The organism is Vibrio sp. YMD68 (genome assembly GCF_029958905.1).
In the GTDB taxonomy this organism is placed as follows: domain Bacteria; phylum Pseudomonadota; class Gammaproteobacteria; order Enterobacterales; family Vibrionaceae; genus Vibrio.
In genome coordinates this window covers 578,292-604,101 of record NZ_CP124613.1, presented here as the reverse complement: position 1 = coordinate 604,101, position 25,810 = coordinate 578,292, and the positions used below count along the sequence as shown (strand labels likewise).

Genomic DNA, 25,810 nt, shown 5'->3' with positions numbered 1-25,810 from the left:
ATGCTTCATTAAGAATAATTAATGAATACAAAACGCCTCCTTAATCCTTTGTCACTTACCCTACTCAAGTTAACCACTATAAAGAGGATGTTAAGGTGAACATACTAGGATATTTACAGAAGATCGGTAAAGCACTCATGGTGCCTATTGCCGTACTGCCCGCCGGGGGCTTGATGCTCGGTTTAGGTTATGCCATTGACCCTGCGGGTTGGGGAGCCAACAGCGCATTAGCCACCATATTGGTTTATGGCGGTAAAGGCATTATGGACAATCAAGCTTGGTTATTTGCAGTGGGAGTTGCATACGGCTTGGCCAAAGACAACAATGGTGCTGCGGCGCTATCTGGGCTGCTAGGGCTACTCATCATCGAAATGATCGTCGGCAACATCAACGTTATTTCCCAGATCACAGGCGTACCCGTAGACCAAATGAGCAAAGCCCAGGTTATCGCCTCTGGCGCTGCCGTCAGTGCATTCACCGGGATTATGATGGGTATCATTGCCGCCACACTTTACAATCGCTTTCACACCATTCAGCTACCCGCGGTATTGGGCTTTTTTGGTGGGCGACGCTTTGTCCCCATTGTGACCTCACTTGCCGCCATTACACTTAGCCTGGTTATGGTTTACATTTGGCCTGTTGTTTATGGATCGTTAGTCAACTTCGGTATCGCTATTTCCGAACTTGGCGCGACAGGCGCTGGCTTATATGGCTTCTTCAACCGATTATTGATCCCTGTTGGGCTTCATCACGCACTTAACCAAGTGTTTATTTTTGACCTTGTGGGCATTAACGATATCTCGAAGTTCTGGTCAGGCACCGGAGAACTGGGAATTACCGGTATCTACCAAGGTGGCTTCTTCCCAGTTATGGGGTATGGGTTACCTGCTGCCTGTTTGGCCATGTATCACTGTGCAAAACCTGAAAACAAAAATAAAGTCGGCGGTATTCTTGGTGCTTCTGCCTTTACGGCAATCCTAACAGGCGTCACTGAACCCATTGAATTCGCATTTATGTTTGTCGCGCCTGTTCTTTTCGTTATCCACGCACTGTTAACTGCATTATCACTCTATGTTGCAGCGAGCATGCAATGGATAGCCGGGTTTACCTTCAGTGGTGGGCTTATCGACTTTGTACTCTCATTTAACCTTCCACTTGCCGTAAAACCGTATATGTTGATTCTGCAAGGATTGTGCTTCGCAACCCTTTACTACTGCGTATTCAGGTTTGCCATTTTAAAGTTTGATCTTAAAACTCCTGGCCGAGAGGATGCGGAAGTGGCGAGTGTAGAGTCAGTTTCTTCTGATATCAAAGCTGCCAAGTATCTAGAAGCCCTGGGAGGACACGCTAACATCAGTAGCATTGATTCGTGTATCACGCGTCTAAGATTAACGTTAAATGATGTTTCAATCGCAGACGAAAAAACACTCAAAGCGATTGGTGCCCTTGGGGTCGTTAAAATCGGTGGCAATAACCTGCAAGTGATCGTGGGGACCGAAGCAGAGCAGATCGCTCATGCCATGAAGTTAATACCTGCCAGTGATCCTGCACCACAATCACCCATAAAAGCATAATATTGACTGCTTACCCCCAATAAGAGCCAGATTCATACGTTGGCTTTTATTGGGTCATCTAATGATCAACATAGATTCTCGCCCGTAACCCTGGGTTGTTATCCCGAAATATCAATTTTGCGTGATGCCTTTTCACGACCGCATCAACCAATGACAAACCCAACCCGTTACCTTGCTCACTCCTGCTCTTATCCGCACGGTACATTGGTCGGCAAACGTTCAGTTTATCGGCGTCTGAAATCCCAATCCCAGAATCGACGACGACAACACCAAATTGATCAATCACCACCGATACCTCACCATGGATTGGCGTATACTTCACCGAGTTCTCAATGAGATTGAACACAGCACGAAACAGTAAAGAACGATCCCCCATGATTGAGCAATGTTGGTCCTCGCGAAAACACAAAGTCAGCTGCTTTTGATCCGCGACTGGAGAAATGAATTCCAACGCGTCTTGTGCAATCTTTCCTAGGTCGACAAGCTCTGTTTGTATGGAGAGTTGACCACTATTCAGCTTGGCTATTTCTAACATACTGTTGAATGAGGAAAGGATCAGTTCAAGTTCGTCGTGACAGATCGCCAATTGGTTTTGGTGATCATCGCTGATATCCGCTTGAGACAACATATCTTCTAATCTTAATTTCAAGCGAGCCATTGGCGTTCGCATGTCGTGTGCCATACCAACGGTCAACGATTTAAGCGAAGCTTCATTGAGCGCCATTTGCTCAATCATAAAATTGAGATGGATAGCGATAACATCAAACTCATCATCTTGTTCTGATACCGCTATCTTCACACCTCGCTCACCGCATAGCACTCTATTCATCGCCTTGTTGATCACCTCGATACGCTTTTGAATAACCAGAGTGAAAAAAAGAGCAGCAACGAGCATCACCGCAATGGGAAGAATGATTCCGGAAAGCACGATGGGGATGAGTGACTGCCGAAACGCCTCTACCGTTTCTGGGTCAACGCCAATCTCTATTTGGTGGCTTTCACCAATTGGAATAAACGTCTTGTGGTTTTTAGGTAGAGTAACGATGGGATAAAAATTACCGCTGTACACTCGGTCGGCTTGCTCTTGCAAATGAAAATAAAATGGCGTGTTCGTCGTCTGTTTGGTCTGTAAGAGCCGTTCTACTTCCCCTTTCCCCTGCGCCGCGACAAATCGAAATTCCATAATTTCATCGTTGAGCTGTTTGGTCAGCTGCAGACGATGAAATTCGTCTGAGTCTATGTACACCTGTCGGAGCACAACCATATTGACGACGGCAATAAAAAGGAATAACCCAACTAACGTTTTGAATATCGATGATCGCGTTAACGTATAATCATCGGCGAAGGACATAACCCGCCCCTCTTACCGTATGCAAAAGATCGTGACATTCTGCCCCTTCAAGTTTACGCCTGAGGTTCGCCATATGAACGTCTATCACATTTGTCTTAGGATCAAAGTGATAACTCCAGATACTCTCAAACAAGCGCATTCTGGAGACAACTTGTTCACTATGCTCAACAAAATATTGCAATAGTTGAAACTCTTTCGGCTGCAAGGTCAGCTCCTGACCATTACAGGTCACTCTGTGGGCCTTAAGGTCAACCTTAAGACAATCGTAGCTAAGACTGTTTTCTACCGGGATTTGTCTTTGAGTGCGGTGAATAATAATATCGACTCTGGCAATCAACTCCGCTAGCGCAAACGGCTTGATCAAATAATCATCACTGCCAGCCTGAAGCCCAACAACGCGATCTTCAACACTGTCCATTGCACTTAGGATTAATACTGGCAACTCTTTTTGTGTTGCTTTAATCGCAGACAGCACTTTCATCCCATCTAAGTACGGCAACATTCTATCAAGTACCACTAATTGGTACTCACTGCTTAGGGCCATCATCAATCCTTGACGGCCATCTTCGGCTTCATCAACTGAATACCCATGTTCTTTTAGCCCTTTAGCAATGAATTCTCTGGTGGTTAGATCATCTTCAATAATGAGTATCTTCACTGCATCTCCTTATCCATCTCCTCATTAATGTGTTAGTGAGTATCCTATTCATTTAACGCTAGATATAAAAATGGCTCGCGTGACTAATGCGAGCCATAACGGTTTAGGGGGTAAACCGCGTGGGTGTCCGAAAGGACGGATCGATTATGACAAACCTAAAATGAAGATTGGGTTGTTAAAACATTAACAATAATTAACGTAGTGATGCCCACCGGCACCTTAAACTTCCCTTGGCCACTAAATATGGTTGGGGAATGATAAATAGTGCTTGGTCTCAATAGTGTTTGAAATCGTTAAGTGATATTTGAGCTCACTGCGTGACGCAGAACTTTACGCCTACCGCTCATCAAAAAAGGCATGACGAGCAAAGTGAACCAACCCAATGAACCACCACTAGAGCCACTCGATGCACCTGCGGTTGTATTAAGTGCACTTGGGTCATAATTTTGAATTAAACTTCGCACACTGTTAGTCGTCTGAACGTAGTACTTAGGCTCTTCCAGCCCGTTGATAACCGCATTAATCCAGTTTCTATAATCATACACTTCAGTGAAAGCAGCGGTATAGTTTACGTTTGGATCACCACAGGTATCGGGGCCAAAACTTGTGATACCAATTTGCACATAACCACCACCATTGTCCCAATATAGGGGGCCGCCGGAATCCCCTTTACAGGTCGAGTTTTTAAGACCGCTGTTCAATGCTCCGGTAAAGCAGATTTGGCTATCGGACAAACCACCACTGCACGTTGAACTATTGACTTGAGTTAAGGTGGTTTCAAGAAGCCGATTTCCCCCAGAAACATTGGTAGAAATCTGCCCATGCCCTATTGCAACCGCGCTACCTGAATACGAACCATTGGTGCTCGTGTTTAATAGTGATGAATAGTCACTCACATTCAACGCCGTTTCTAACTTTAAAACGGCGATGTCGTTGGCCCACAAATCTCGCTCAGAATCCGAATAATTATCTGGGAAGTAATATTTCTCGACACGCGCTTTTTCGACCGAACCCAATAGATAGTCTGACTCATCTTCAAGGCCATGGGCAACGTAAAAATTCAGCATGCCATCTCGGTCGCCATAAAAGCAGTGTGCGGCAGTCAAGACATATTGAGAGTTGATGACCGTTGCCCCGCAATAGTTGCCATAAGACGATCCATTGTCATAAAAGAGGCTGGCAAAACTCGGATAATTGGATATATCGGCGTTATTGCCATTCACAATATACGTACTGAGGCCCGAGGCGAGTGCGTGCCCATTTAGAAAAGCAAAGCTCAACACTAAGCTGCCTATTCGAATCGTATTTTTGTCCACTAAGCAATCCTTCTTAACTGAACATGGATTTTTGGAATAGAATACCTAAGTACTACTGATAAAGAAAATGACTCTGTTTAAAGAAAAGTGCTAAGAATAAAAAAACCCTCGAAATGAGGGTTTCTATTCAATTCTTATTATTCAGTATAGGCTATCCGCGGAAATAGCGTTGGGGAACAAACGGCATTTTCTCGACGGTCATTGGCAGCTTCTTGCCTCGTACTTCGGCAAACAACTCAGTGCCCACGGCCATAAGGTCAGCTTTCACATAGGCCATTGATACCGGCTTGCCCGCATTAGGACCAGCAGTACCGCTTGTCACAATGCCAATTTTATTACCCTCTGCATCGAAAAGCTCCGTGCCTTCGCGCACCGGGGCTTTTGTTTGACCAATCAAACCCACACGCTTGCGTGTCACCTCTTTCGTTTGGATCTGACTTAAGATAATGTCAGCTCCAGGGAAACCACCGGCACGTTCTCCGTCGGTACGACGAACTTTTTGAATGCCCCACAGCAGACTGGCTTCCACGGGCGTTGTTGTTTCATCAAGATCATGACCGTATAAACAAAGACCACACTCTAAGCGCAATGAATCGCGAGCGCCTAAACCGATCCATTCGACTTCTTCAAACTCGGTTAACTTACGGGCTAACGCTTCTGCGTGCTCAGAAGGCACCGAAATTTCATACCCATCTTCGCCAGTGTAACCACTGCGGCTGATTATGCATTCAACGCCATCAAGAATGAGAGTTCTCACATCCATAAAGACCATATCGGCAACCGCAGGCTGAATCTGTGAGAGTACCGTAACCGCTTTCGGGCCTTGTAAAGCCAACAACGCACGGTCGTCGATAATTTCCAGTTCCACACCGTCAGGCAAATGCGCTTGAAGATGAGTAATGTCTTGTTCTTTACACGCGGCATTCACGACAACAAAGAGATGATCGCCTAGGTTGGCCACCATAAGGTCATCCATAATGCCACCTTGCTCATTGGTGAAGAATGCGTAGCGCTGGTTACCTTTTGGCAGATCAATGATGTCAACCGGTACCAATGACTCTAAGAATGCTGCCGCACCTTCACCATGTAGACGCAACTGCCCCATGTGTGACACATCAAAAAGGCCTGCTGCATCACGAGTGTGAAGATGCTCTTTTTTAACACCAAGTGGATACTGCACTGGCATGTCGTACCCAGCGAACGGGACCATTTTTGCACCTACTTCAACGTGTAAAGCGTGTAATGGGGTCTTCAACAGTTCTTGATTCAATGATTCTTGAGACATTTTCTTCTCCGTTAGGCCAGATACAGACTATCGATTAAGTACACCAATACCTTATCGATGCATTGCATTTGGCGGCTAATAATGTGGCAATGAATGTAGTACTCGATTGCAGTGGTCTATTCCATGTAGCAAACTCGCATGTAAAAGAACTAGCATGCAACGAACTAGTATGTAGCGATCTAGTATGTGGCAATCTAGTATTTAGCGTTCTATTACTGCCTATTGCTGCAATACGTAATAGCACCACTTCCGTGAGTTTTCCGATTGGGAAATCTTGTTTCTTATAATAAACAAGCACGATGACTTTTCCAGCTTTAACCAGTTTCCTACCGCTCAAAGTGTGACATTTAACATACTAATTACAATTGCACCGCCCAAGAAAAAGCGACTATTCGATTCTATTGAAATCAAATAGCCGCCTATTTACTAAAATATCTCAAAAGGAAAACGGTTGCTTTCACTATAGGAAATTTAAACGGGTCATAAATATCATTTCAAATGACCTTGTTTACTTCACTTTACTTCGCGGTAACCCATAAAATATGTGCGTCTTCTTCGCTGGTCGAGATCAACATGTGGCCCATATTCGCATCATAATACACACTGTCGCCTTCGCTCATCGACACCGGTTCATAGAACTCTGAATAGAATAAAACGTCGCCAGAAAGAATCAGTAGAAACTCTTCGCCATCGTGCCTGACCCAATCGCCATACTCTTCAAAATTACGCGCGTGAACGCGACTTTTAAACGGCATCATTTTTTTATTAGATAATTGCGTCGCAAGGAGTTCATGCTCGTAAGTCGGCGTTGGGTGTGGTTTTCCTTCCCCTGAACGCGAGATATCGCGCCGACCTGTCGCCACTTTTTTTCTAGGCGGCTCAAAGAGTTGCGGCATATCTATCTGCAATCCACTGGCCAATTTCTGCATGGCTTGAAACGTTGGCGATATTTGCTCATTTTCAATTTTACTTAATGTTGAGCGAGCAAGACCCGTTCTTTGGCTTGCTTCTTCTAAAGTAATCCCAAGCTTGCCACGAATGTCTTTAATCCGTTCGCCAAGCTTTAAAGGCTCAATATTTTGATCCACTGATTCTTTCGCCAAAGTTAAAGACGGGTACTCATCATAGATGTCTTCAGACATGCTTGTCCCTCTATTATTTTATGCTTCTTTTCTGTATTTCACATTGTTGCATGAAGCGACTTATTGATTAAAGAGTCGACCGTAAAATAAAGCGTGCTCTTGGTAACAGAAATGGAAACTAGGTTTCCTATAGGAAATTTTTGATTGATTGTTTTTATGACTGGGGTTATGTTATCGACTTGTTAGATGAAGAGATGCCGTTTTTGGTTTAGTTCCAGTTCCAGGATTCGTTTAAGGATTGGATATTGAGTTAAGCCAACTTTGCCCATTTTAGGGATTTATTCGCGCTGTAACACGCTCTTATGCTGGTGATCTGATGCAGGTTAAACAGTCGAGCGTTTTACAGTTACAAACGAAAGCCTTAGTAAGCAACAACAATAACGCAAGCTTACTAATAATTTGGAAGATACTCTGCCATGAACAACGCTTACTCAAATCACAGCCTAGACAGTTTTTTCACCACTAACCTTGGCGCAACCGACGATGCTGTATTCGCAGGCATCCAAGCGGAACAGACTCGACAAAACGAGCAAATTGAATTGATCGCCTCAGAGAACATTGTTTCCAAAGCGGTGATGCAAGCTCAAGGGACGTGCCTAACCAATAAATACGCCGAGGGTTACCCTGGTCGCCGTTACTACGGTGGCTGTGAACACGTTGACACGGTTGAATCCATCGCGATTGAACGCGCAAAGAAACTCTTTAATTGTGGCTATGTAAATGTTCAACCTCACTCCGGTGCTCAAGCGAATGGCGCCGTTAAGCTCGCACTTCTTCAACCGGGCGATACCATTTTAGGCATGTCTTTAGATGCAGGTGGCCACTTAACTCACGGTGCTCGTCCTGCAATGTCAGGAAAATGGTTTAACGCCGTTCAATACGGCGTCGATCGTGACACACTCGAAATCGATTACGATGCGGTTCTAGAACTCGCTAAAGAGCACAAACCAAAAATGATCATTGCCGGTGGCTCAGCGATTCCTCGTACCATCGATTTTGCTAAGTTCCGTGAAATTGCCGATGAAGTCGATGCGATTCTAATGGTCGATATGGCCCACATTGCTGGCCTAATTGCTACAGGCGCACACCCTAGCCCTATCCCACACGCACACGTGGTGACAACAACGACTCACAAAACATTACGCGGCCCTCGCGGCGGAATGATTCTGACCAACGATGAAGCGATCAACAAAAAGATCAATTCAGCGGTATTTCCTGGTCTACAAGGTGGCCCATTGATGCATGTTATTGCAGCAAAGGCCGTTGCATTCGGTGAAGCATTAGGCCCTGAATTTAATACGTATATCGACTCTGTGATCAGCAACGCCAAAGTACTGGCAGAAGTGCTTCAATCGCGTGGTTGTGACATTGTGACAGGGGGTACTGATACCCATCTAATGCTGGTTGACCTTCGCCCTAAAGGTTTGAAAGGAAATAAAGCAGAAGAAGCGCTAGAGCGTGCCGGGATCACATGTAACAAAAATGGAATTCCATTTGACACAGAAAAACCTATGATTACATCGGGCATCCGTTTGGGTACACCAGCGGGAACGAGCCGCGGTTTTGGCAGTGAAGAATTTAAGCAGATCGGTGAGTGGATTGGTGACGTACTCGATGGCCTTGTAGACAGCCCAGAAGGTAATCCTGACGTTGAGCAACGCGTTCGCAAACAAGTGAAAACGCTGTGCGCTCGCTTTCCGCTATACCAGTAAGAATTAAACAACTTTTAAAAACTAACAGTTATTTTTGGAGATGAAGCAATGGATAACACACTGAAGTTTGCAGATAGCCACGAGTGGGTTAAAGACAACGGTGACGGCACAGTAACGATCGGTATTTCAGAGCATGCACAAGAGATGCTTGGTGATGTCGTGTTTGTTGACCTGCCAGAAGCTGATGATGAAATTGAAGCGGGCGAAAGCTTTTCTTTGGTTGAGTCGGTAAAAGCAGCCTCTGATATTTATGCGCCAGTTACGGGTGTGATTGTTGAAATTAACGAAGAGCTCGAAGACAGCCCGGAGTTAATTAACGAAGAGTCGTACGAAGGTGGTTGGATTGTAAAAGTGAAACTTTCTGACCCCTCAGAGCTTGATAATCTAAAAGACGCGGAAGAATACCTGAACTCTATTGATGATGAGTAATTAGGAAAGGACATGAAAGCTGCTCATTTGTTACCCCAACAAGAGCAGCTTTTTTTAAAGATGAATATTGATAACCTTGGCATCCACAGTTAGCCATATTTATCTGATTAATAAGGTAAAGGAACAATGACTGAATTAACTCAAAGCCCGTTACTTGCAGATCTGGGCACTCAAAATGAATTCGTTGCACGCCACAACGGGCCTAATAAAGCAGATCAACAAAAGATGCTCGAAGCGATTAACGCTGCTAGCTTAGACTCTCTGATTGATGAAACAGTCCCGTCACAGATTCGCATTGAAAAGCCAATGACACTGGCTGCGCCAAAGAGTGAAACGGATATGCTGGTCGCGATGAAAGCGTTCGCCAACCAGAACCAAGTTAAGCGTACCTTTATCGGCCAAGGTTATTACAACACCTTCACCCCAAATGTCATTTTACGTAATGTTTTAGAAAATCCAGGTTGGTACACAGCGTACACACCTTATCAGCCTGAAATCTCTCAAGGTCGATTAGAGTCTCTACTGAATTTCCAACAAATGGTGATGGATTTGACGGCAATGGATATTGCCAACGCATCACTGCTTGATGAAGCTACCGCCGCTGGCGAAGCCATGACACTTTGTAAACGTGCAGGCAAAAGTAAAAGTAAAGTCTTTTTCGTCGCAGACGATGTACACCCTCAGACGCTAGAAGTGGTTAAAACTCGCGCAGAATACATCGGCTTCGATGTGTTGGTTGGTGAACTCGAATCTCTGCCTCAACATGACGTATTTGGTGCTTTACTTCAATACCCTAGCACCACAGGTCAAGTACGTGATCTAACGGATATTATTGCCGCCGCGCAAGCCAACAAAACATTGGTTACCGTTGTCACTGACCTACTCGCTTCCACCTTATTAAAACCTGCCGGTGAGATGGGCGCTGATGTGGTCATCGGTTCATCACAACGCTTCGGTGTTCCTATGGGTTATGGCGGCCCTCACGCGGCATTCATGGCAACGCGTGACAAGCACAAACGTACCATGCCGGGGCGTATCATTGGTGTCTCCATTGATTCACATGGCAATCAAGCACTGCGCATGGCAATGCAGACACGTGAGCAACACATCCGCCGCGAAAAAGCGACTTCCAACATCTGTACCGCTCAAGCTCTGCTGGCTAACATGGCTTCGTTCTATGCCGTGTACCATGGCGCAGAAGGCCTTCGCACGATTGCTCGTCGCACCCACCACATGACGGCTATTTTAGCAGCAGGCCTAACGAAATCGGGCTTTGAGCTTACTCACAACAGTTTCTTTGACACCATCACATTAAACACGGGTGATAAAACAAACGAGCTTTATGCAAAAGCTCAAGCAGCCGATATCAACTTGCGTAAACTTCCAAGCCAGATCGGCATCAGCCTAGATGAAACAACGACAACGAGTGATATAGCGGCACTGTTTGCCATCTTCAATGTCAATGAAGACCTGAATGCCCTATCCAATGACATCGCCGCCAATGAGTTTGCAGCCATTCCAGAAAACTGTCGTCGTGAATCAAAGTTCTTGACTCACCCTGTTTTCAACACGCATCACAGCGAAACGCAAATGATGCGCTATCTAAAACAGCTAGAGAACAAAGATTTCTCATTGACCCACGGTATGATCCCACTGGGAAGCTGTACCATGAAGCTCAATGCCGTAGCGGAAATGATTCCGGTGACTTGGCCAGAGTTTGGCGAGCTGCACCCATTTGCGCCATTAGAACAAGCGGCGGGTTACACGGCTTTAGCTCAAGATCTCAAAGAGAAACTGTGTGAAATCACCGGCTATGATGATTTTTCACTTCAACCTAACTCTGGTGCTTCTGGTGAATACGCAGGCTTGATCGCGATTCAACGCTACCATGCCAGCCGAGGTGAAGGCCACCGTAACGTGTGTCTAATTCCAACATCGGCTCACGGGACCAACCCTGCAACCGCTTCAATGGTTTCAATGAAAGTGGTTCTGGTTACCTGTGATGATGATGGCAACATCGACATGGCAGACTTAGCGGCTAAGATTGAGAAACACCACGATAACCTTTCAAGCATCATGATCACTTACCCTTCAACACACGGTGTTTACGAAGAGCAAGTAAAAGAAGTGTGTGAAATGGTTCACGCCGCAGGCGGACAAGTCTACCTAGATGGCGCAAACATGAATGCACAAGTTGGTTTAACCTCTCCTGGTTTCATTGGCTCTGATGTATCCCACCTGAACTTGCATAAAACATTCTGCATTCCACACGGTGGTGGTGGCCCAGGCATGGGACCAATCGGTGTTAAATCACACCTAGCACCTTTCCTTCCTGGTCACATTGAAAATGGCTCTCAAGGAACAGATTACGCGGTTTCTGCTGCTGATTTAGGCAGTGCATCGATTTTGCCTATTTCTTGGGCTTACATTGCAATGATGGGTGAACCAGGCCTAACCGAAGCCACCAAAGTTGCGATTCTGAACGCGAACTACGTGATGGAAGTGCTTCGTCCTCACTACCCTGTTCTTTACCGTGGTACCAATGGACGCGTCGCGCACGAATGTATTATTGATATTCGTCCGCTAAAAGAAGAAACCGGCATCAGTGAAGAAGATATCGCGAAACGCTTGATGGATTACGGCTTCCATGCCCCAACGATGTCATTCCCTGTAGCGGGCACATTGATGATAGAGCCAACTGAATCTGAAGATTTAGAAGAGCTTGATCGTTTCTGTGAAGCGATGATTGCGATTCGCCACGAAATGACCGCGGTGAAAGAAGGCGCATGGCCTCTGGATAACAACCCACTTGTGAATGCACCACACACACAAGTGGATTTATCGAGTGAAGATTGGGATCGCCCTTACTCACGTGAATTAGCGTGTTTCCCATCAAAGGCAACGAAACAATCTAAATACTGGCCGACGGTAAACCGCGTTGATAACGTTCATGGCGATCGTAACCTGATCTGTTCATGCCCAAGTATCGAGAGCTACCAGTAAACCGTTGAGTTTTTGATCACAGATAACTAAGTTGGAAACTGTGATAACCGAGTTGGAAACCGATAACTAAGTTGGAAACTAACTGAATAACAAGAGGCGAACCGCTTGGTTCGCTTTTTGTTTAAATCAATCGTATTTCTTCTTTCAAAAACCAACCAGATTCCAAGCTATTTTAGCTCTATTACATATCGCATAAAAAAGCTTCTCGTTCTCACAATTATCCACCTCTTCTGTCAATTAAGGCGCATATATCGCACCCTTAACTTCTCTAAAGTTATATTGATTACTTTAAATTTAATTCCGTCAATATTCCTCATTTGCTGATGTGATATCAAAGTCACTTGGAACTTGAGGTAGGACGTAAACGTGTGGCTATCACAGAACCAGCGACAATTTCCCTCACTCGAAAATCATGAGCTACAACTTCTACTAAAAAACAACGCACCGTTAAATCTTGATTTTCTGGAGAGCAATATATGTGGCAATAGTTAGGATAAGATAATATATAACCCTATGTTTTGACGATACTTTTATTATGAGATAGTATGTAAAGTAGTCGGGGCTTATTCCATTCAAGGTAAGCGCTCCATCACGCTACATTTCTCTTTAGGGAGTGTTACTAGATTGGCAGATAAGCTAAGGCGCGCTCAGGTTAACGATACAGTTAAAATGAGCCTACTATCAGAAGTTCAGAGCAAGTGTCCCCTTTGCCGAAAGAGTCTTATCAAGCGAAAAGCAACTGACACTAAAGTCCCTGTTCGAGTTTTTGATGTAGCACATATATATCCATTAAATGCTACTGAACGAGAACTTGAGCTTTTAAAGAATGAAGAGCGACTTTGTGATGAGATCGACTCAGAGGGTAACTTCATCGCACTCTGCAAAGAGTGCCATAAAGTGTATGACACCCAAAAAACAGTTGAAGAGTATCGACAGCTAGTTGAAATAAAAAAATCCGCGAACAAGATTCGAGCTCTCACGGAGACATGGGACACTCAAGCATTGCATAAAGACATCTTGATCGTTGCACAAAGAATTGGTCAGCTCAGCAAAGAAGATCTGAACAAAACAAAGCTCTCATATAATGCGCTAAAAGTTTCAGACAAGACAGATGACACTTTTGATCCAGTAAATGAAATAAAAGTGAGTACGTTGGTATTGACCTACTTTGCGCACATTAAAGAGTCTCTAAAACGTATCGAAATGGAAAGAAAAGCCAGTACGGTATTTATCTGCAACCAAGTACGCTCATATTACAGTTTGTTATTACTAGAAGGGTTCAATCAAAGCGAGATTTTCGAGCAGATGTGTGAGTGGTTCATGGTTAATACTGGTATAACAGAGAGAACAAAGGCGGAAGTATTGGTTTCGTATTTCATTCAACACTGCGAGATATTTTCAGATGATAGTTCCGAATAAAATTATATCTATCGACGAAAGTGTTGTCTTTAAAGCAGCAAAGCTTTTATCAAAACTAGATAACACTAATGATGTTTTAGAGCTGTATTCTAAGAACAAAAAACTCTTTGTAGACTTACCAGATTATATTGAAGCTCTAGACGTTTTATTTATATTAAAAAAAATAGATTTAGACCTAGACAACGGGATAATTAAAATTGCTTAAATCAATAAGTTGCGAAAAGCTCGTTAAAACAACTTTAACGTTTCAAACAGGTTTGAACTCTGTTGTTGGTGCGGATGATGCTCATAATTCTATAGGAAAATCATCAGTATTAATGTTGATTGATTTTGCTTTTGGTGGCAATGACTTTCCTGACAAATGCGATGATGTAATTAAAAACGTCAGTAACTTTGACGTGGGTTTTACCTTTGAGTTTGATAAACCATACTCGTTTGTGCGTAATACAGGTACGAGTGACTGTGTTTATCACATAGAAGACAAAAATTTACTCACTATAGATGAATATAGAAAAATCCTAAGAGATAAGTATGGTACCGATAAATATGACCTCAGTTTTAGAGAATGCGTAAGCGCATTCTTCAGAATCTACCAAAGAGATAACTGCAATGAAAAACGCCCTCTGGACATAGTACCAAAAGAGGCGTGGTTAGCTATCAGAAAACGAATACTAAAGCTATTTGATGAGTATCATGCCATCTCAAAACTTGAACAAGAAAAAAAGGTAGAAACAGACGTACAGAAAAATATTAAGGGTACGTTTAACACTGGCGCGATAGTAAAAATCACTAAAACTAAATTCAATAAGAACCAAACGGAGCTTGAAAGTCTACGAGAGCAAATATCTACTCTCAAAAATGCACTGGAGGCGAATGTTACTGATATCAGGTCAATAATCAGTGCTGAAAATGCAGAACTAAAACGCAAGAAAGACAGTTTATTCGATTTAATGATTAGATATGAAACCAGCCTAAGCAGAACAGAAGACAGCATATCAAAAACGAAACTTAAGAACAGTAAAGGCTTCAATGAGTTAATTGATTTCTTCCCTGAAATAGACCGAGATAGGTTATCACAAGTTGACTCATTTCATTGCGGTATCAGTAAGATAATGCGGAATCAACTAAACGATGAAAAGCGTACACTAACTTCGACTATCAGTGAGATAAAATCTGAAATTGATGGTATCGATACAGAGCTATTAAAGATCGTAAACTCAAAAGAAGAATCTGTTTATTTACTTGAAAAGCTTATTGAACTAGATCGCCTTGAAAAAGACCTATCTCAACAAAATAATTTCTGGGAAAAAGACGATGAGGTTAAGCAGAAGCTCAAAGGTCTTAAAGATGATATAAAAGAGCAACTCGTTGACTCAATTGATAATATCCAAGAATCTATTAATCAGGGTCTGAGTAAGTACATCGGTAAGATCTATCTAGATAAACCGATCAGCCCTAAGCTGTATTTACTAGACACTGACTACAAGTTTGATGGAGGCGATGATAGAGGTACAGGTAAAGGGTTCGCCAACATGATATCTTTAGATTTAACCTTTTTAGAGAAAACTGGTTTACCTTGCATCATCCACGACAGTCTGTTGTTTAAAAATATGGATGTGACCTCGATAGAAAGCCTTATCTCTACTTATGCAAGCTTCGAAAAGCAAATTTTTATATCTATTGATGAAGTATCTAAATATAAATCATCTACGAAGAGACTAATAGGTGACTCTGAAGTTATTAATCTTAATAAAGACCGCGTTGCTTTTTGCGTGAAGTGGAAAAACAAAAAAAGTTAATGGGTTGTTGTTTCTTTACTAAAAAGAGAGGCACGTTTAGCATATCAGTTAACAAACGAAGTCCATACTACTTCCAGAATAGGGACTAATTCACATCCTGCTAGTATCGAGTATGACTGGAAACAGGAAATTGCTTACATACAATTTAAGCAGATTTTATTATATAAACGAATAGTTCATTCCTCATTTTAAATCCTTAGTAACTGATTGTTTTTAAGCAAAATTAGATTGATATCATAGAGTCGTAGAATGGGGCGCTCGTAACCTGAGCCATTTGATAAATGGCTTCTTTTTCTAACTCGAACACACTTAGCAAATTTGTTTCGTTTCGGCAGGTTAATAGTGACCGCAACCAAAACGTCTCATGACATTCCAATGGTGCAAGAGCTTCTGCATTCTTAAAAATGACAAGTGTCTTACGTCCACATAGCTCTAACAGACTGACCAAATCTCGGTTCTCTTCAGCAGCGAAAGCGATTTTAGGAGATTCATACAACGCAAAATCAAGGGTATAAACCGCGATGCCATGCTTTACTGCCGCCACTTCACACCTATCGAGATAATCAGCGGGAGTAGTTTCTTTAGTGAGCGAACAAATCGACAGCTCTAACGTCCATGCCATTTCAATAAAGCGTTCTGGTGTAACCATTCAACTACTCCTAATTTATGTTGAAACCATAATACCAATGTAGACCTACCGACAGAAAGTAACAACGAGAAACAGTTACCACACTAATTATTTATTCCAGAATAAGATTCCCTATGAAAAATACACATCGGTTATTTGATCGCGATCATAAAATTAATTAATAACACTTAAGGCACTGATATATATAAACACTCTCAATTCCATTTATTTAGGTTATATTATTAGCACAGATACAGCTTATTTTATAAGTTATAATATATAATTCCCAACCAATTGATTTGGAATCAAAAAATGACTAAATAGTTTAAAAACAAGAAACCATCCATATTATTATAACCAATAAAAATTGCTTAAAAAACAACATCTAACAAACAAAAAACGTTGGACAACAATTTAATTCACTGCTATTAATAATTACATTCAATAGTTAGGTTATATTATGAAAAGAGTTAAACAGCCTGAAATAACAGAGCGCGAATTAAATAAAATAGAGCGACATCAGAAATCCATTAGCTCCGATGGATACAAGCCATATATTACTGTTAGACAGTCGAATAGCGTCGGTTTGTGTAATATTATATTCAGTCATAAGACAAATCGCAACGTTCATTTATTAAGTCAAGGGGAGTTGTCTTTATTTTTGCATTTAGAACATCAAAAGAATGTTGTTGAAATATACGAACAATACCCTCTACCTATTAATCAAACACTGCGCTGTGCAGAAGAATTAAATATATATCATCCATCTAGGTATAAAGAGAGAGACCACCAGACTAAAGTTATTCCAGCAAACACTATGACAACCGACATGGTAGCAATCACACGTGATATAGATTCAAATACAGATAAAATTCAACCATATAACTATAAGCCATCGAAAGCACTAAGCGCTAAACACGAGTCAGCTCAAAAAGTTAGTCGTACACGACAGAAATTCCAAATAGAGCAACTCTATTGGCAAAAACAAGGTTTAACCTTAGTGCAAATGACTGAACAAGATCTAAACCCAAATAAGACATATAACCTAAAATGGTTAAGGGAATGTTTTTTAAGCCCACTACACCTTGAAGTTCCCCAAGCGTTGTACACATCGATGGTACTGACACTGATTAGAAGCTTAAAAGACAAGCCTACCGACACTCTAAAGACCCAATTAACGTTCGTTGCCGAAACACACAACATAACTTTAGACCAAATGTTTAGGTTGTTTCAGTACGCCTGCTATAACGATGATCTTCCTGTCGACCTAAATACAAAAATTGAGCTGTACCGCCCTTTAGCAATGAATGAGACATTATGTAATGCGTATTAATCAACGTATCGTCTCGACTACAGACCAAATCGACTACTTGATAGTTGATGTCTGCCACGAACAGAAGTTAATTGCAGTTACCGATCTTAAGAAAAAAATACCCCTTCGTCCATTCACGCTTGGCCTAGACATGCTAGCGACACAACTTAGAAAAAAAGCTTGGCAACTGGAAGAAAGTGCTCACTCACTGCTGTTGTATTCTAGTGACAATGAACTCACAAAAAAGTCGAGAAGTCGGGCTAAATGGCTCAAAAAGAGAGACGAAGCTTTCGATGTTATTTCTCCTCTAGTTTTGGATCCCCAAAAAAAATATCAATATTTATTCGGTAATAGTAGTGGGATGCTTGAAGAGTTAATACATAAATCAGATCGTGAACGTAAATACGTATCACAAAAACTCAACCGCTACTGGTATTTCGGTTCACACAAAAATGCACTCCTACCACTTTGGAGGGAATGTGGAAGCAATCAAACTCTTCCTGTTAAACCAGATATAGACGTAAAGGGGAATATTAAATTGAATAACAAGTCTGGCCCTAAAACTAAGTATGGAAACCCTGTAGTGGCATAGTGAATTTGGTCACTTAGTTAGAGGTGATATCATCACCTCATAAGTTAACAGGTGACACTATGACAAAACGTACAAGACGACTATTTAGCGCAGAATTTAAGTTAGAAGCAGCGCAGTTAGTCCTAGATCAAAATTACTCAGTGCATGAAGCAGCCCAAGCCATGAATGTGGGTAAATCCACGATGGATAAATGGGTTCGCCAACTTAGAGGAGAGCGCCAAGGGAAAACACCGAAAGCCTCTCCTATGACCCCTGAGCAAATAGAAATTCGGGAATTGAAAAAGAAGTTGGCTCGCCTTGAAGAGCATAATGAAATACTAAAAAAAGCCACAGCTCTGTTGATGTCGGACTCACTGAACAATTCTTGATCATCAAGAAACTCAAGCAGAGCTACAGCGTAAAAACATTATGCGAAGTCTTCAATGTTCATCGAAGCAGTTTTAACTATTGGCTTAAACGCCCAACGGTAATTAATGTTGAAATAGTAAAACTTCGCAGCTTGGTTAGTGAGGCGCACACTGCAAGCAATGGCTCTGCGGGAGCAAGAACCATTGCAGATATAGTTACAACCCAGGGCGTAAAGCTGAGTCGTTACCGAGCGACAAAACTGATGAGAACTCTTGGTTTAGTGAGTTGCCAAGAGCCAAAGCATCGTTACAGAAAGGCTTCACAAGAGCATATTGAAGTTCCAAATCACTTAGGTCGTCAGTTTGCTGTTACCGCCCCAAATGAAGTCTGGGTTGGCGATGTTACGTATATTTGGACGGGTAATCGGTGGATGTATTTAGCGGTCGTTATCGATCTTTTTGCTCGTAGAGTGATTGGTTGGTCGATGTCTTTATCACCTGATAGTCGGTTAACAGGCAAAGCTTTGTCGATGGCTTATGAGTCTCGCGGCAAGCCAAAAGGTGTCATGTTCCATAGCGATCAAGGTAGTCACTATACAAGTCGTAAATACCGCCAATTACTGTGGCGCTTTCAAATAAAACAGAGTTTATCTCGCCGAGGAAACTGCTGGGATAATGCGCCAATGGAGCGCTTCTTTAGAAGCCTGAAAACGGAATGGGTGCCAACAGTGGGTTATCGTAGCTTTTTTGAGGCTCAACAAGAGATCACTCGCTACATTATCGGATATTACTGCCAACTCAGGCCACATCAGTATAACGGTGGTCTGACTCCCAATGAATCAGAACGATTATATTGGGAAAGCTCTAAAACCGTGGCCAATTTTAGTTGACCACTACAACCATACCGAGGTATAACCGAGCAAGACCTCAAAGCAATAGAAAAGTTTTCAAAAAAGATCCCTTCGGGTTCTAAAGTTAGATTGAGCTACTTGTATGAAGAGTTTTGCCGAGAATACCTCTACCCAACGGTTAAACCTAAGCTTGAAGGCTCAGCACCTCTGACAATAGGACTTCCAAGAAATCATTTGATATCACCAGAAAGTTTCAAATATCACTTAAAGAAAGCTGTTGGGCCTCTTGTATTTATACGAAAAGAAGTTGGCGAAATCAGCTTTAAGAAAGACAAATCAGGTAAACCTGGACTTGCAAGACAAGATCTACGTGGGCCAACAGATAGATACGAAATAGACGCGACGATGGTCGATGAATATATTCTGTTTCCATATGACAAGGAGCAGCTATTATCTTGTGGTCGCCCCATTGTTTACTTAGTAGCTGACACTTGGTCTGGGATGATAGTTGGCGTTCATGCGTCTTTCAGCGGCCCCAACTGGAGTGGTGCTAGCCAAGCTCTTTTTAACGCACTAACAGATAAAGTCGAGTTTTGTAAGCAGTATGGCATTGAAATCCAGGAAGAAGACTGGCCTTGTCACCACGCTTGTAATCAACTCGTGATGGATCGGGGCTCTGAGTATACCGACAAAAATATCGAAGCAATCATGAAAGGGAAAATTGGTATTAATCTCGCGGGTTTCACGGCATTCCACAGAGGCGACATGAAAGGAACCGTGGAGCAAGCATTTCGAATTTACCAAAATACAGCCGTGAATTTTGTTGCTGGGCAAGTATTTAAAACCCCAATGAAGGAATCTCAACATGCTTCACGCACGGTCGCTATGAGTTTCGACGATTTCATGAAACGCCTAATTAAAACAATAATGTACACGAACAACAACCGTGCGCGAGTGAATAACCACAACTTCGAAATGTCACGAGATGATATAGGCTTCACGCCGAGAGAGCTGTACACCTATGGACTTAGGGAAATGGTTATTCCTCCTGCTACCGTACCTGTTAATAAATTAAGGTTTGCTCTGTTACCACCAGGAAAAGCAACTATCCGTCCTCAAGGTGTGTATTTCCAAGGACTATATTACAGTTCAAACGAAATAGTGAGCAGGCAATGGCTTGATCTTGCAAAAAATGAGGGAAGAATAAAGATAGAAGTTCGTTATGACGACAACTCTACAAACTACATTTGGTGGCAAGACGAAGCCGATGGCGAAATACTTCAACTTGAATTGACTGATCGTTCAGAAGCCTACAGAAATCAAATTCGAGCAAACGCACTACACCAGCTTGAGTTAACTAAACACAAGTTAAGTTTCCATAAAGAGAAAGAGCATTCAGAGAAAATTGATTTATTGAATGAACTTAATGAAATAGATAAACAAACTCTGGCTAAAACCAAACACAGAAAAAAATCTCATGCAAAAACCATCCAGCCTGGGATCAAAATTCGAAATCAGATCGTCGGAGATATAGAGAAACAACAACGCTCAAAAGATATCAACAACATTCTAGGTGATAAACCACCTCAAAAGCCCCGCAATAAGCAACAAAACTTAGACGAACCAGATCCTTTCGAGAGTGAAGAATAATATGACCGTAAAGTATGCACCGCACCCTAATCCGCAACTTCGCGGAAATCCATTGGTTGAAGCCCTAGGTTTCCCGATGACATCTAAAGAGTTTATTCATCAGTGTACTCTGGAGCCTGACGTTTCATTAGACCTATCCGATATTCCTCTAGAGCATCAAGGGTACTACCAGCGATCTGGCATAGACAATTTAAGTAATGGATATGTTGTACAAGATGAAGCACCGCGTTTATACGACACCATGCGCCGAATGATAGAAAATGGTTACATATATCGTAATCCACTCACTTTCGGGGACTTTAAAACAATAGCCCTAACGGAAGACACAGAGTCAAATAGGACACAGCAACTTGCCTTGCAACAGACTGCTTCTCAAAGCAGCTTTCTATTGGCAGGACTCAGTGGGAGAGGCAAAACAGCAATGACTGAAAGTATTCTCAGTACGATTCCACAGATCATTACGCACAGAAACTATAAAGATCAGTCTTTCGCTTATGAGCAAGTTGTGTGGTTGAAAGTTGACGTTCCGACAATGAAGGGGCAGCGAGCATTACTTTGGCGCATCTTGGATGCACTGGACACCGTAACAGGAGAGCAATATTACTCATCTCATACCAAAAGCAATGTCACCACACTCATGATGGCTGTGCGAAAAGCGTTAGTTCTACATGGCGTCGGCATCATAATTTTAGATGAAGCTCAAAACCTATCCAAAGCAACTCAAACAGATAAAGTTGGCAACAATGAAAACGCAACTTTGCGGTTCATAGAGGAGTTATTCAATAAAGTCGGCGTTCCGCTTTTCATGGTCGGCACACTAACAACATTAAGCCTGTTCTCACAAGAGATGACAGCAGCGAGGAGAATCGGTAAGAGTGGTTCGTTGATCCTTGAGCAATGCGATGTAGATAGCTCGTTTTGGAAAAGGTTTATAAAGCAGATGTGTCCTGTTCAATTACTGTCTAATCAACAAACTGATTTAGATACTTTGACTCGGCACATTCACCACCTAAGTGCTGGGATCCCAGCACTTGCATCTAGTCTTATCCGCTCTACTATGTCATATCTCACCTATCTCATCCCAGAAAACCAAGATCTCAGTATAAAAGCGCTTGATAAAATATTTAGTGAGCAATTTAGCGTAATAAGTGTAGCCCTTCGAGCACTCAAACAAGGTAAATTTTATCAATTTGAAGATTGTGCTCCGCTAACACTTCTGCATGAAAGTGAAGACTACTTCAGAGCAGAAGCATTCGAAAAAACTAACTCAATAAAACCAGAACAAAAACCAACCTACAACAAAGGGGCTGGTCAAAAAAAGCTAAACGACAAACATTTACAAATGTTAGATAACATGTCTCCCAAATCGCTATTAAAAAGAGCAAACAATAGTGAATAACACACTCTACTTACTTCCGAACGAGCATATTAGAAGCTATCTATTTCGAATTCACCATCAATCGCCATTTGGAACCTTTTCTACAACGGCAAAACGTTTCGGACTCGATAATTTCCGTGCATCTTCAGTTACCACATTTCATAAACTAGATGTTGATTTGTGTTTACTACTATCTGATCCTCTTTTTAAGTTCTGGTTCAGCAACTGTGGGGGCAATTACATGCTTCCATTTATGACAAAGAGCGAGGTCACAGAGATTCGTAATTCCTTTCAGAAGAAAGAAAACCAGTTTTCCACTATTCATGCTCGAACACTCCACAATAATGCTTGGCGTTATTGTTCAACTTGTAGAGAGCACGATCTCGATAAATACGGTGTGTCGTATTATCACCACGCTCATCAAGTGCGGGTGTATTCCACTGCTATAAGCATAAGAGTAGACTGATTACTCATTGCTCTAACTGTGACTACAAACTTTCAAACTTATCCAGAGTTCCTGTGCCACCAGCGGAAAATAAATGTCCTGCGTGTGGGCATGAAATGGAAGAAGACTTAGGCTACTTTGATGATTTCATGGCTAGCGTCGAATCATTTTGCTTATCAATCAACCAACACGTTGCGCAATTCAACCTCAACGATATTCAAAACAATAATCTAACTTACATCGGGTTTTCAGATAACGAGAGCAATACGTTGGCGTTTAAGCGAAGTGTCTCGCGTTGGAACAAAGAGTTATGGCAATCTCTTGGAAAAGAACGGTTACAACGGTACTTCAACAATACGAAAAAATTTAACGGGATAACGATGTCACCGACACTCAGAACTCCCAGATATTTCCTAAAGGACTCTAGCTTTAAGTTCAGTCCACCGCTCGTATATATACTTGCAATGCACGCTACAAATACAATTCCAAGCAGCCATGTTCTTAAAATGGATTGAAGGCGAATCAGTTTTTGGGCTTGTCGCACGTCATCACGCGACTTGTCCATATCACTCGCTGCGCAAAAAGAATCGAGTGTTACTCGATCGATCTGACATAAAGCTTAATCCCCAATTACCCTGCTCACTAAATACAATTTCTTGTAAAACAGGTTTTCTAGCCGACGAGTTGTTGTATAAAGGAACTACGTACCCACTAGTCTCCGCGACTATTCGAAACGTGAAAGACCAAGAGAATCTGAGATTAGCCATGCTTTCTGATTGTGGGACATCTGTGATGGCTTTAAGCAGACTTGTATCTAGTCGCTTAAACTTCGGAAACACCATCAAATATTGCCCCAGGTGTCTAGAATCAGACCAAGTCAACTATGGTTATGGCGTTTGGTATACCAAGCACCAAATCTCGGGAGTCACCGTTTGTCCGAAACACTTGACGTGGCTTACGAGCATTTCCCTTGATGCAGACGGTCTCAACAAACGAATTGAACCACCACCAACATGCATAGTTGGATTCAGGTCAAGTGATGAGCCCCCTTCAAGTGCTGCTATCAAGCTCTCTCAGTTCCTTTCGGACTTTTTTTCACTAAGCCAAAGCAATAGCCGTTTAAACCTTTCTGAGGCGCATTTGAGCGCATTAAATGAGAAAGGCTACCTAACACGGTTTAAACACATCAGGTTAAACAAACTTTCATGCGACTTTAATCATCATTGGTCTGGTTTACTTGAAACTGGATTGCTACCAAAAGAACTGTCTAATATTTCCTACGTCCGAAACCTAATAAAACCAGATACGAATCTGCATTACGTTAAGCATGCCCTACTAGGTGCATTTTTCGTAGACTCTCCGATTGAATACTTTTCGCGATACCCACTAGATTCAACCCAACCGAGTCGAGCTCTACATAGCAAGGAGCAACAACTTGAAAGTGATACGAAGGCTATTACCCTGCTACAACAAGGACAATCGCTCCGTTCTGTCGCAGAGGCGACAGGAAAGTCAGTAGGTTACATTACAAAAGTTGCATCCCAACACGATATTAAAATCAAACATCGATACAAACAGCTAACGGATGAAATGGCCTTCAAAATTATTAGACTCGCTTATCGCGGAATACACCGAAAAGATATCGCTAAGGAATGTGGCGTTGGTATAGGGAGTATTGAGCAAAAAATTGAAGGTCAGGAAGGTCTGTCTGAATGGCGGCGAAAATTACGATATTTTGAAGCACGAGCCAAACACCGCCTGTCACTACTTAACTATAAGAATTCCCACCCTGATTGTTCAAGAAATGAATTGAAGAAAAAAACTAATGATTATCTTTGGCTATTCAAACACGACAAACAATGGCTAATTAGTCATTTACCTAACAAAATGAAGCCGAAATTTTATGGTGCGAAAGACTGGGACAGTATCGATGAAGCCTTAGTAAAACGAATCCATATGGAAATCACTCAAACCAGCTCTCTTTCCGATATCGATAGGCAACTTATCGGTGCGCCTTCAATTAGAGCCAATAAAGAGCGTCTACCGTTGGCCTATTTAGCAGCATTGAATTTGATTTCTCAGGCTTAGCCATTTGATTACTTCTCCGAATCAAGGCGAAGTACCATAGTTAAACGTCACTGATTAGAACTTTGTTAAACTAATAACCCACCCTAAGAACTTTGACCGCTTGTATAACGCTAAGTAACAAAGTTCTTAGGACTCATCTATAACTAAGACTTTTTTGTATCGGAGTTACTTGGCTGTTTACTAGGTGTTAATTGCATACGTGGCACTTCTGCACTTCCTGAAACTTTCTTTGGTGCTGTTTGCATACTTGGTACTTCCGCACTCTTACCACCAGAAACTCTCTGCATTCTCGGAACATCGGCGCTATCACCTACAAATATACGAGTTGTTGTGTTTTTTTGGTCTGACATTTGTCTATCTCCATTCACATTAACCATTACAAATATCACAACGAATGTTATTGCTATGGCAAAAAACACTCCTGTTGCTTTGTTTAGTTTTCCGTTGATTTCACTGTATTTGTTCTTCCTGCGAGAAGCTGTTTCATCGCCATTTATGTAATAGTCCTCGGCATTAAGCATTTCTTGGCCCAAAGCCTTGTTGCTTACTCTATAGGCTAACAAGGAGCATATAATAGTAGCTAAAAGCAATGCCCACCCAAGATTAAGCAACCACATGTATGTAGCAGTTTCTAGCGGAACAACAAACTTTATAGCTGTCAAAGAAAAACCTAAACTAGCTGAAGATAAAGATAGTATCGCTTTATCATAACCTTCAGAGTTTGACTGCTGTCGTTTAAGCAAATCATCCCTGTACTTGTCATGAATTTCATTGCAACGCTTTTGCTCTTCTTCCGTTCTGCTCTCTGACATCTATAATCCCAATACGAGA

Annotated in this window: 20 protein-coding genes and 1 pseudogene; 14 read left to right on the top strand and 7 right to left on the bottom strand. The window is 42.2% G+C overall.

Features of this window, described 5'->3' with window-relative positions:
- The first annotated feature begins 95 nt into the window (after nucleotides 1–95).
- Entirely contained in the window at nucleotides 96–1,574 is a 1,479-nt protein-coding gene (gene nagE, locus QF117_RS02740) for an N-acetylglucosamine-specific PTS transporter subunit IIBC (protein WP_282386030.1), read from the top strand.
- 58 nt (nucleotides 1,575–1,632) lie between these two features.
- Here nagE and QF117_RS02735 read toward each other — a convergent pair whose 3' ends face one another.
- The 5 genes from QF117_RS02735 to QF117_RS02715 all read right to left on the bottom strand — a co-directional run bounded on the left by QF117_RS02735 (nucleotide 1,633) and on the right by QF117_RS02715 (nucleotide 7,326).
- A complete protein-coding gene (locus tag QF117_RS02735) occupies nucleotides 1,633–2,925 on the bottom strand; it encodes a HAMP domain-containing sensor histidine kinase (RefSeq protein WP_282386029.1) in 1,293 nt (430 codons plus the stop codon).
- Nucleotides 2,909–3,583 (bottom strand): response regulator transcription factor, encoded by a 675-nt coding sequence (locus QF117_RS02730; protein ID WP_282386028.1) that lies wholly within the window; start codon nucleotides 3,581–3,583, stop codon nucleotides 2,909–2,911. The genes QF117_RS02735 and QF117_RS02730 overlap by 17 nt, the downstream gene beginning before the upstream one ends.
- A gap of 293 nt (nucleotides 3,584–3,876) precedes the next feature.
- Nucleotides 3,877–4,899, bottom strand: coding sequence for a trypsin-like serine protease (locus tag QF117_RS02725; RefSeq protein ID WP_282386027.1), 1,023 nt, complete (start codon nucleotides 4,897–4,899; stop codon nucleotides 3,877–3,879).
- 151 nt (nucleotides 4,900–5,050) lie between these two features.
- The gene (gene gcvT / locus QF117_RS02720) at nucleotides 5,051–6,184 is read right to left on the bottom strand and encodes a glycine cleavage system aminomethyltransferase GcvT (protein WP_282386025.1); all 1,134 of its coding nucleotides are present in this window, start codon (nucleotides 6,182–6,184) and stop codon (nucleotides 5,051–5,053) included.
- Nucleotides 6,185–6,702: 518 nt separating this feature from the next.
- The gene (locus QF117_RS02715; protein WP_017035900.1) at nucleotides 6,703–7,326 is read right to left on the bottom strand and encodes an XRE family transcriptional regulator; all 624 of its coding nucleotides are present in this window, start codon (nucleotides 7,324–7,326) and stop codon (nucleotides 6,703–6,705) included.
- 416 nt (nucleotides 7,327–7,742) lie between these two features.
- On the opposite strand from QF117_RS02715, the gene QF117_RS02710 reads away from it, so the two are divergent.
- The 5 genes from QF117_RS02710 (at nucleotide 7,743) to QF117_RS02690 (ending at nucleotide 15,688) form a co-directional block, all read left to right on the top strand.
- Nucleotides 7,743–9,038, top strand: coding sequence for a serine hydroxymethyltransferase (locus QF117_RS02710; protein ID WP_282386022.1), 1,296 nt, complete (start codon nucleotides 7,743–7,745; stop codon nucleotides 9,036–9,038).
- A 48-nt stretch (nucleotides 9,039–9,086) separates the two neighbouring features.
- Complete coding sequence (gene gcvH, locus QF117_RS02705; RefSeq protein WP_017035902.1) at nucleotides 9,087–9,467, top strand: glycine cleavage system protein GcvH; 381 nt, start codon at nucleotides 9,087–9,089, stop codon at nucleotides 9,465–9,467.
- Nucleotides 9,468–9,593: 126 nt separating this feature from the next.
- Nucleotides 9,594–12,470 carry an aminomethyl-transferring glycine dehydrogenase gene (gene gcvP, locus QF117_RS02700; RefSeq protein WP_282386019.1) on the top strand — a complete coding sequence of 959 codons (2,877 nt, stop codon included), beginning with the start codon at nucleotides 9,594–9,596 and terminating at the stop codon, nucleotides 12,468–12,470.
- Nucleotides 12,471–13,139: 669 nt separating this feature from the next.
- Entirely contained in the window at nucleotides 13,140–13,889 is a 750-nt protein-coding gene (locus QF117_RS02695; RefSeq protein ID WP_282386018.1) for an ABC-three component system protein, read from the top strand.
- 197 nt (nucleotides 13,890–14,086) lie between these two features.
- Entirely contained in the window at nucleotides 14,087–15,688 is a 1,602-nt protein-coding gene (locus tag QF117_RS02690) for a DUF2326 domain-containing protein (RefSeq protein ID WP_282386017.1), read from the top strand.
- Between the two features lie 223 nt (nucleotides 15,689–15,911).
- On the opposite strand, the gene QF117_RS02685 is transcribed toward QF117_RS02690, so the two are convergent.
- Nucleotides 15,912–16,337 (bottom strand): hypothetical protein, encoded by a 426-nt coding sequence (locus QF117_RS02685; protein WP_282386015.1) that lies wholly within the window; start codon nucleotides 16,335–16,337, stop codon nucleotides 15,912–15,914.
- 439 nt (nucleotides 16,338–16,776) lie between these two features.
- On the opposite strand from QF117_RS02685, the gene QF117_RS02680 reads away from it, so the two are divergent.
- The 8 genes and pseudogenes from QF117_RS02680 (at nucleotide 16,777) to QF117_RS02645 (ending at nucleotide 24,979) form a co-directional block, all read left to right on the top strand.
- A complete protein-coding gene (locus tag QF117_RS02680) occupies nucleotides 16,777–17,649 on the top strand; it encodes a TnsA endonuclease N-terminal domain-containing protein (RefSeq protein ID WP_282386014.1) in 873 nt (290 codons plus the stop codon).
- Nucleotides 17,639–18,220, top strand: coding sequence for a hypothetical protein (locus QF117_RS02675; RefSeq protein WP_282386013.1), 582 nt, complete (start codon nucleotides 17,639–17,641; stop codon nucleotides 18,218–18,220). Before QF117_RS02680 ends, QF117_RS02675 begins: the two co-directional genes overlap by 11 nt.
- A 59-nt stretch (nucleotides 18,221–18,279) precedes the next feature.
- A protein-coding gene (locus tag QF117_RS02670; protein ID WP_282385346.1) for an IS3 family transposase occupies nucleotides 18,280–19,457 on the top strand; the annotation gives its coding sequence in 2 pieces (ribosomal slippage) (nucleotides 18,280–18,538 and nucleotides 18,538–19,457; 1,179 coding nt in all).
- Between the two features lie 90 nt (nucleotides 19,458–19,547).
- Entirely contained in the window at nucleotides 19,548–21,068 is a 1,521-nt protein-coding gene (locus tag QF117_RS02665; RefSeq protein WP_282386012.1) for a Mu transposase C-terminal domain-containing protein, read from the top strand.
- Nucleotide 21,069: 1 nt separating this feature from the next.
- The gene (locus QF117_RS02660; RefSeq protein WP_282386010.1) at nucleotides 21,070–22,467 is read left to right on the top strand and encodes an ATP-binding protein; all 1,398 of its coding nucleotides are present in this window, start codon (nucleotides 21,070–21,072) and stop codon (nucleotides 22,465–22,467) included.
- 498 nt (nucleotides 22,468–22,965) lie between these two features.
- Nucleotides 22,966–23,406, top strand: a complete 441-nt coding sequence (locus QF117_RS02655) for a hypothetical protein (RefSeq protein WP_282386009.1) — start codon at nucleotides 22,966–22,968, stop codon at nucleotides 23,404–23,406.
- Nucleotides 23,387–23,788, top strand: a pseudogene (locus QF117_RS02650) (TniQ family protein); the annotation flags it as partial. The gene QF117_RS02655 and the pseudogene QF117_RS02650, both read left to right, overlap by 20 nt.
- A 243-nt stretch (nucleotides 23,789–24,031) precedes the next feature.
- Nucleotides 24,032–24,979 carry a TnsD family Tn7-like transposition protein gene (locus QF117_RS02645; RefSeq protein ID WP_282386130.1) on the top strand — a complete coding sequence of 316 codons (948 nt, stop codon included), beginning with the start codon at nucleotides 24,032–24,034 and terminating at the stop codon, nucleotides 24,977–24,979.
- A gap of 143 nt (nucleotides 24,980–25,122) precedes the next feature.
- Here the strand turns inward: QF117_RS02645 and QF117_RS02640 are convergent, their stop codons facing one another.
- Complete coding sequence (locus QF117_RS02640; RefSeq protein ID WP_282386008.1) at nucleotides 25,123–25,791, bottom strand: hypothetical protein; 669 nt, start codon at nucleotides 25,789–25,791, stop codon at nucleotides 25,123–25,125.
- Nucleotides 25,792–25,810 lie beyond the last annotated feature (19 nt).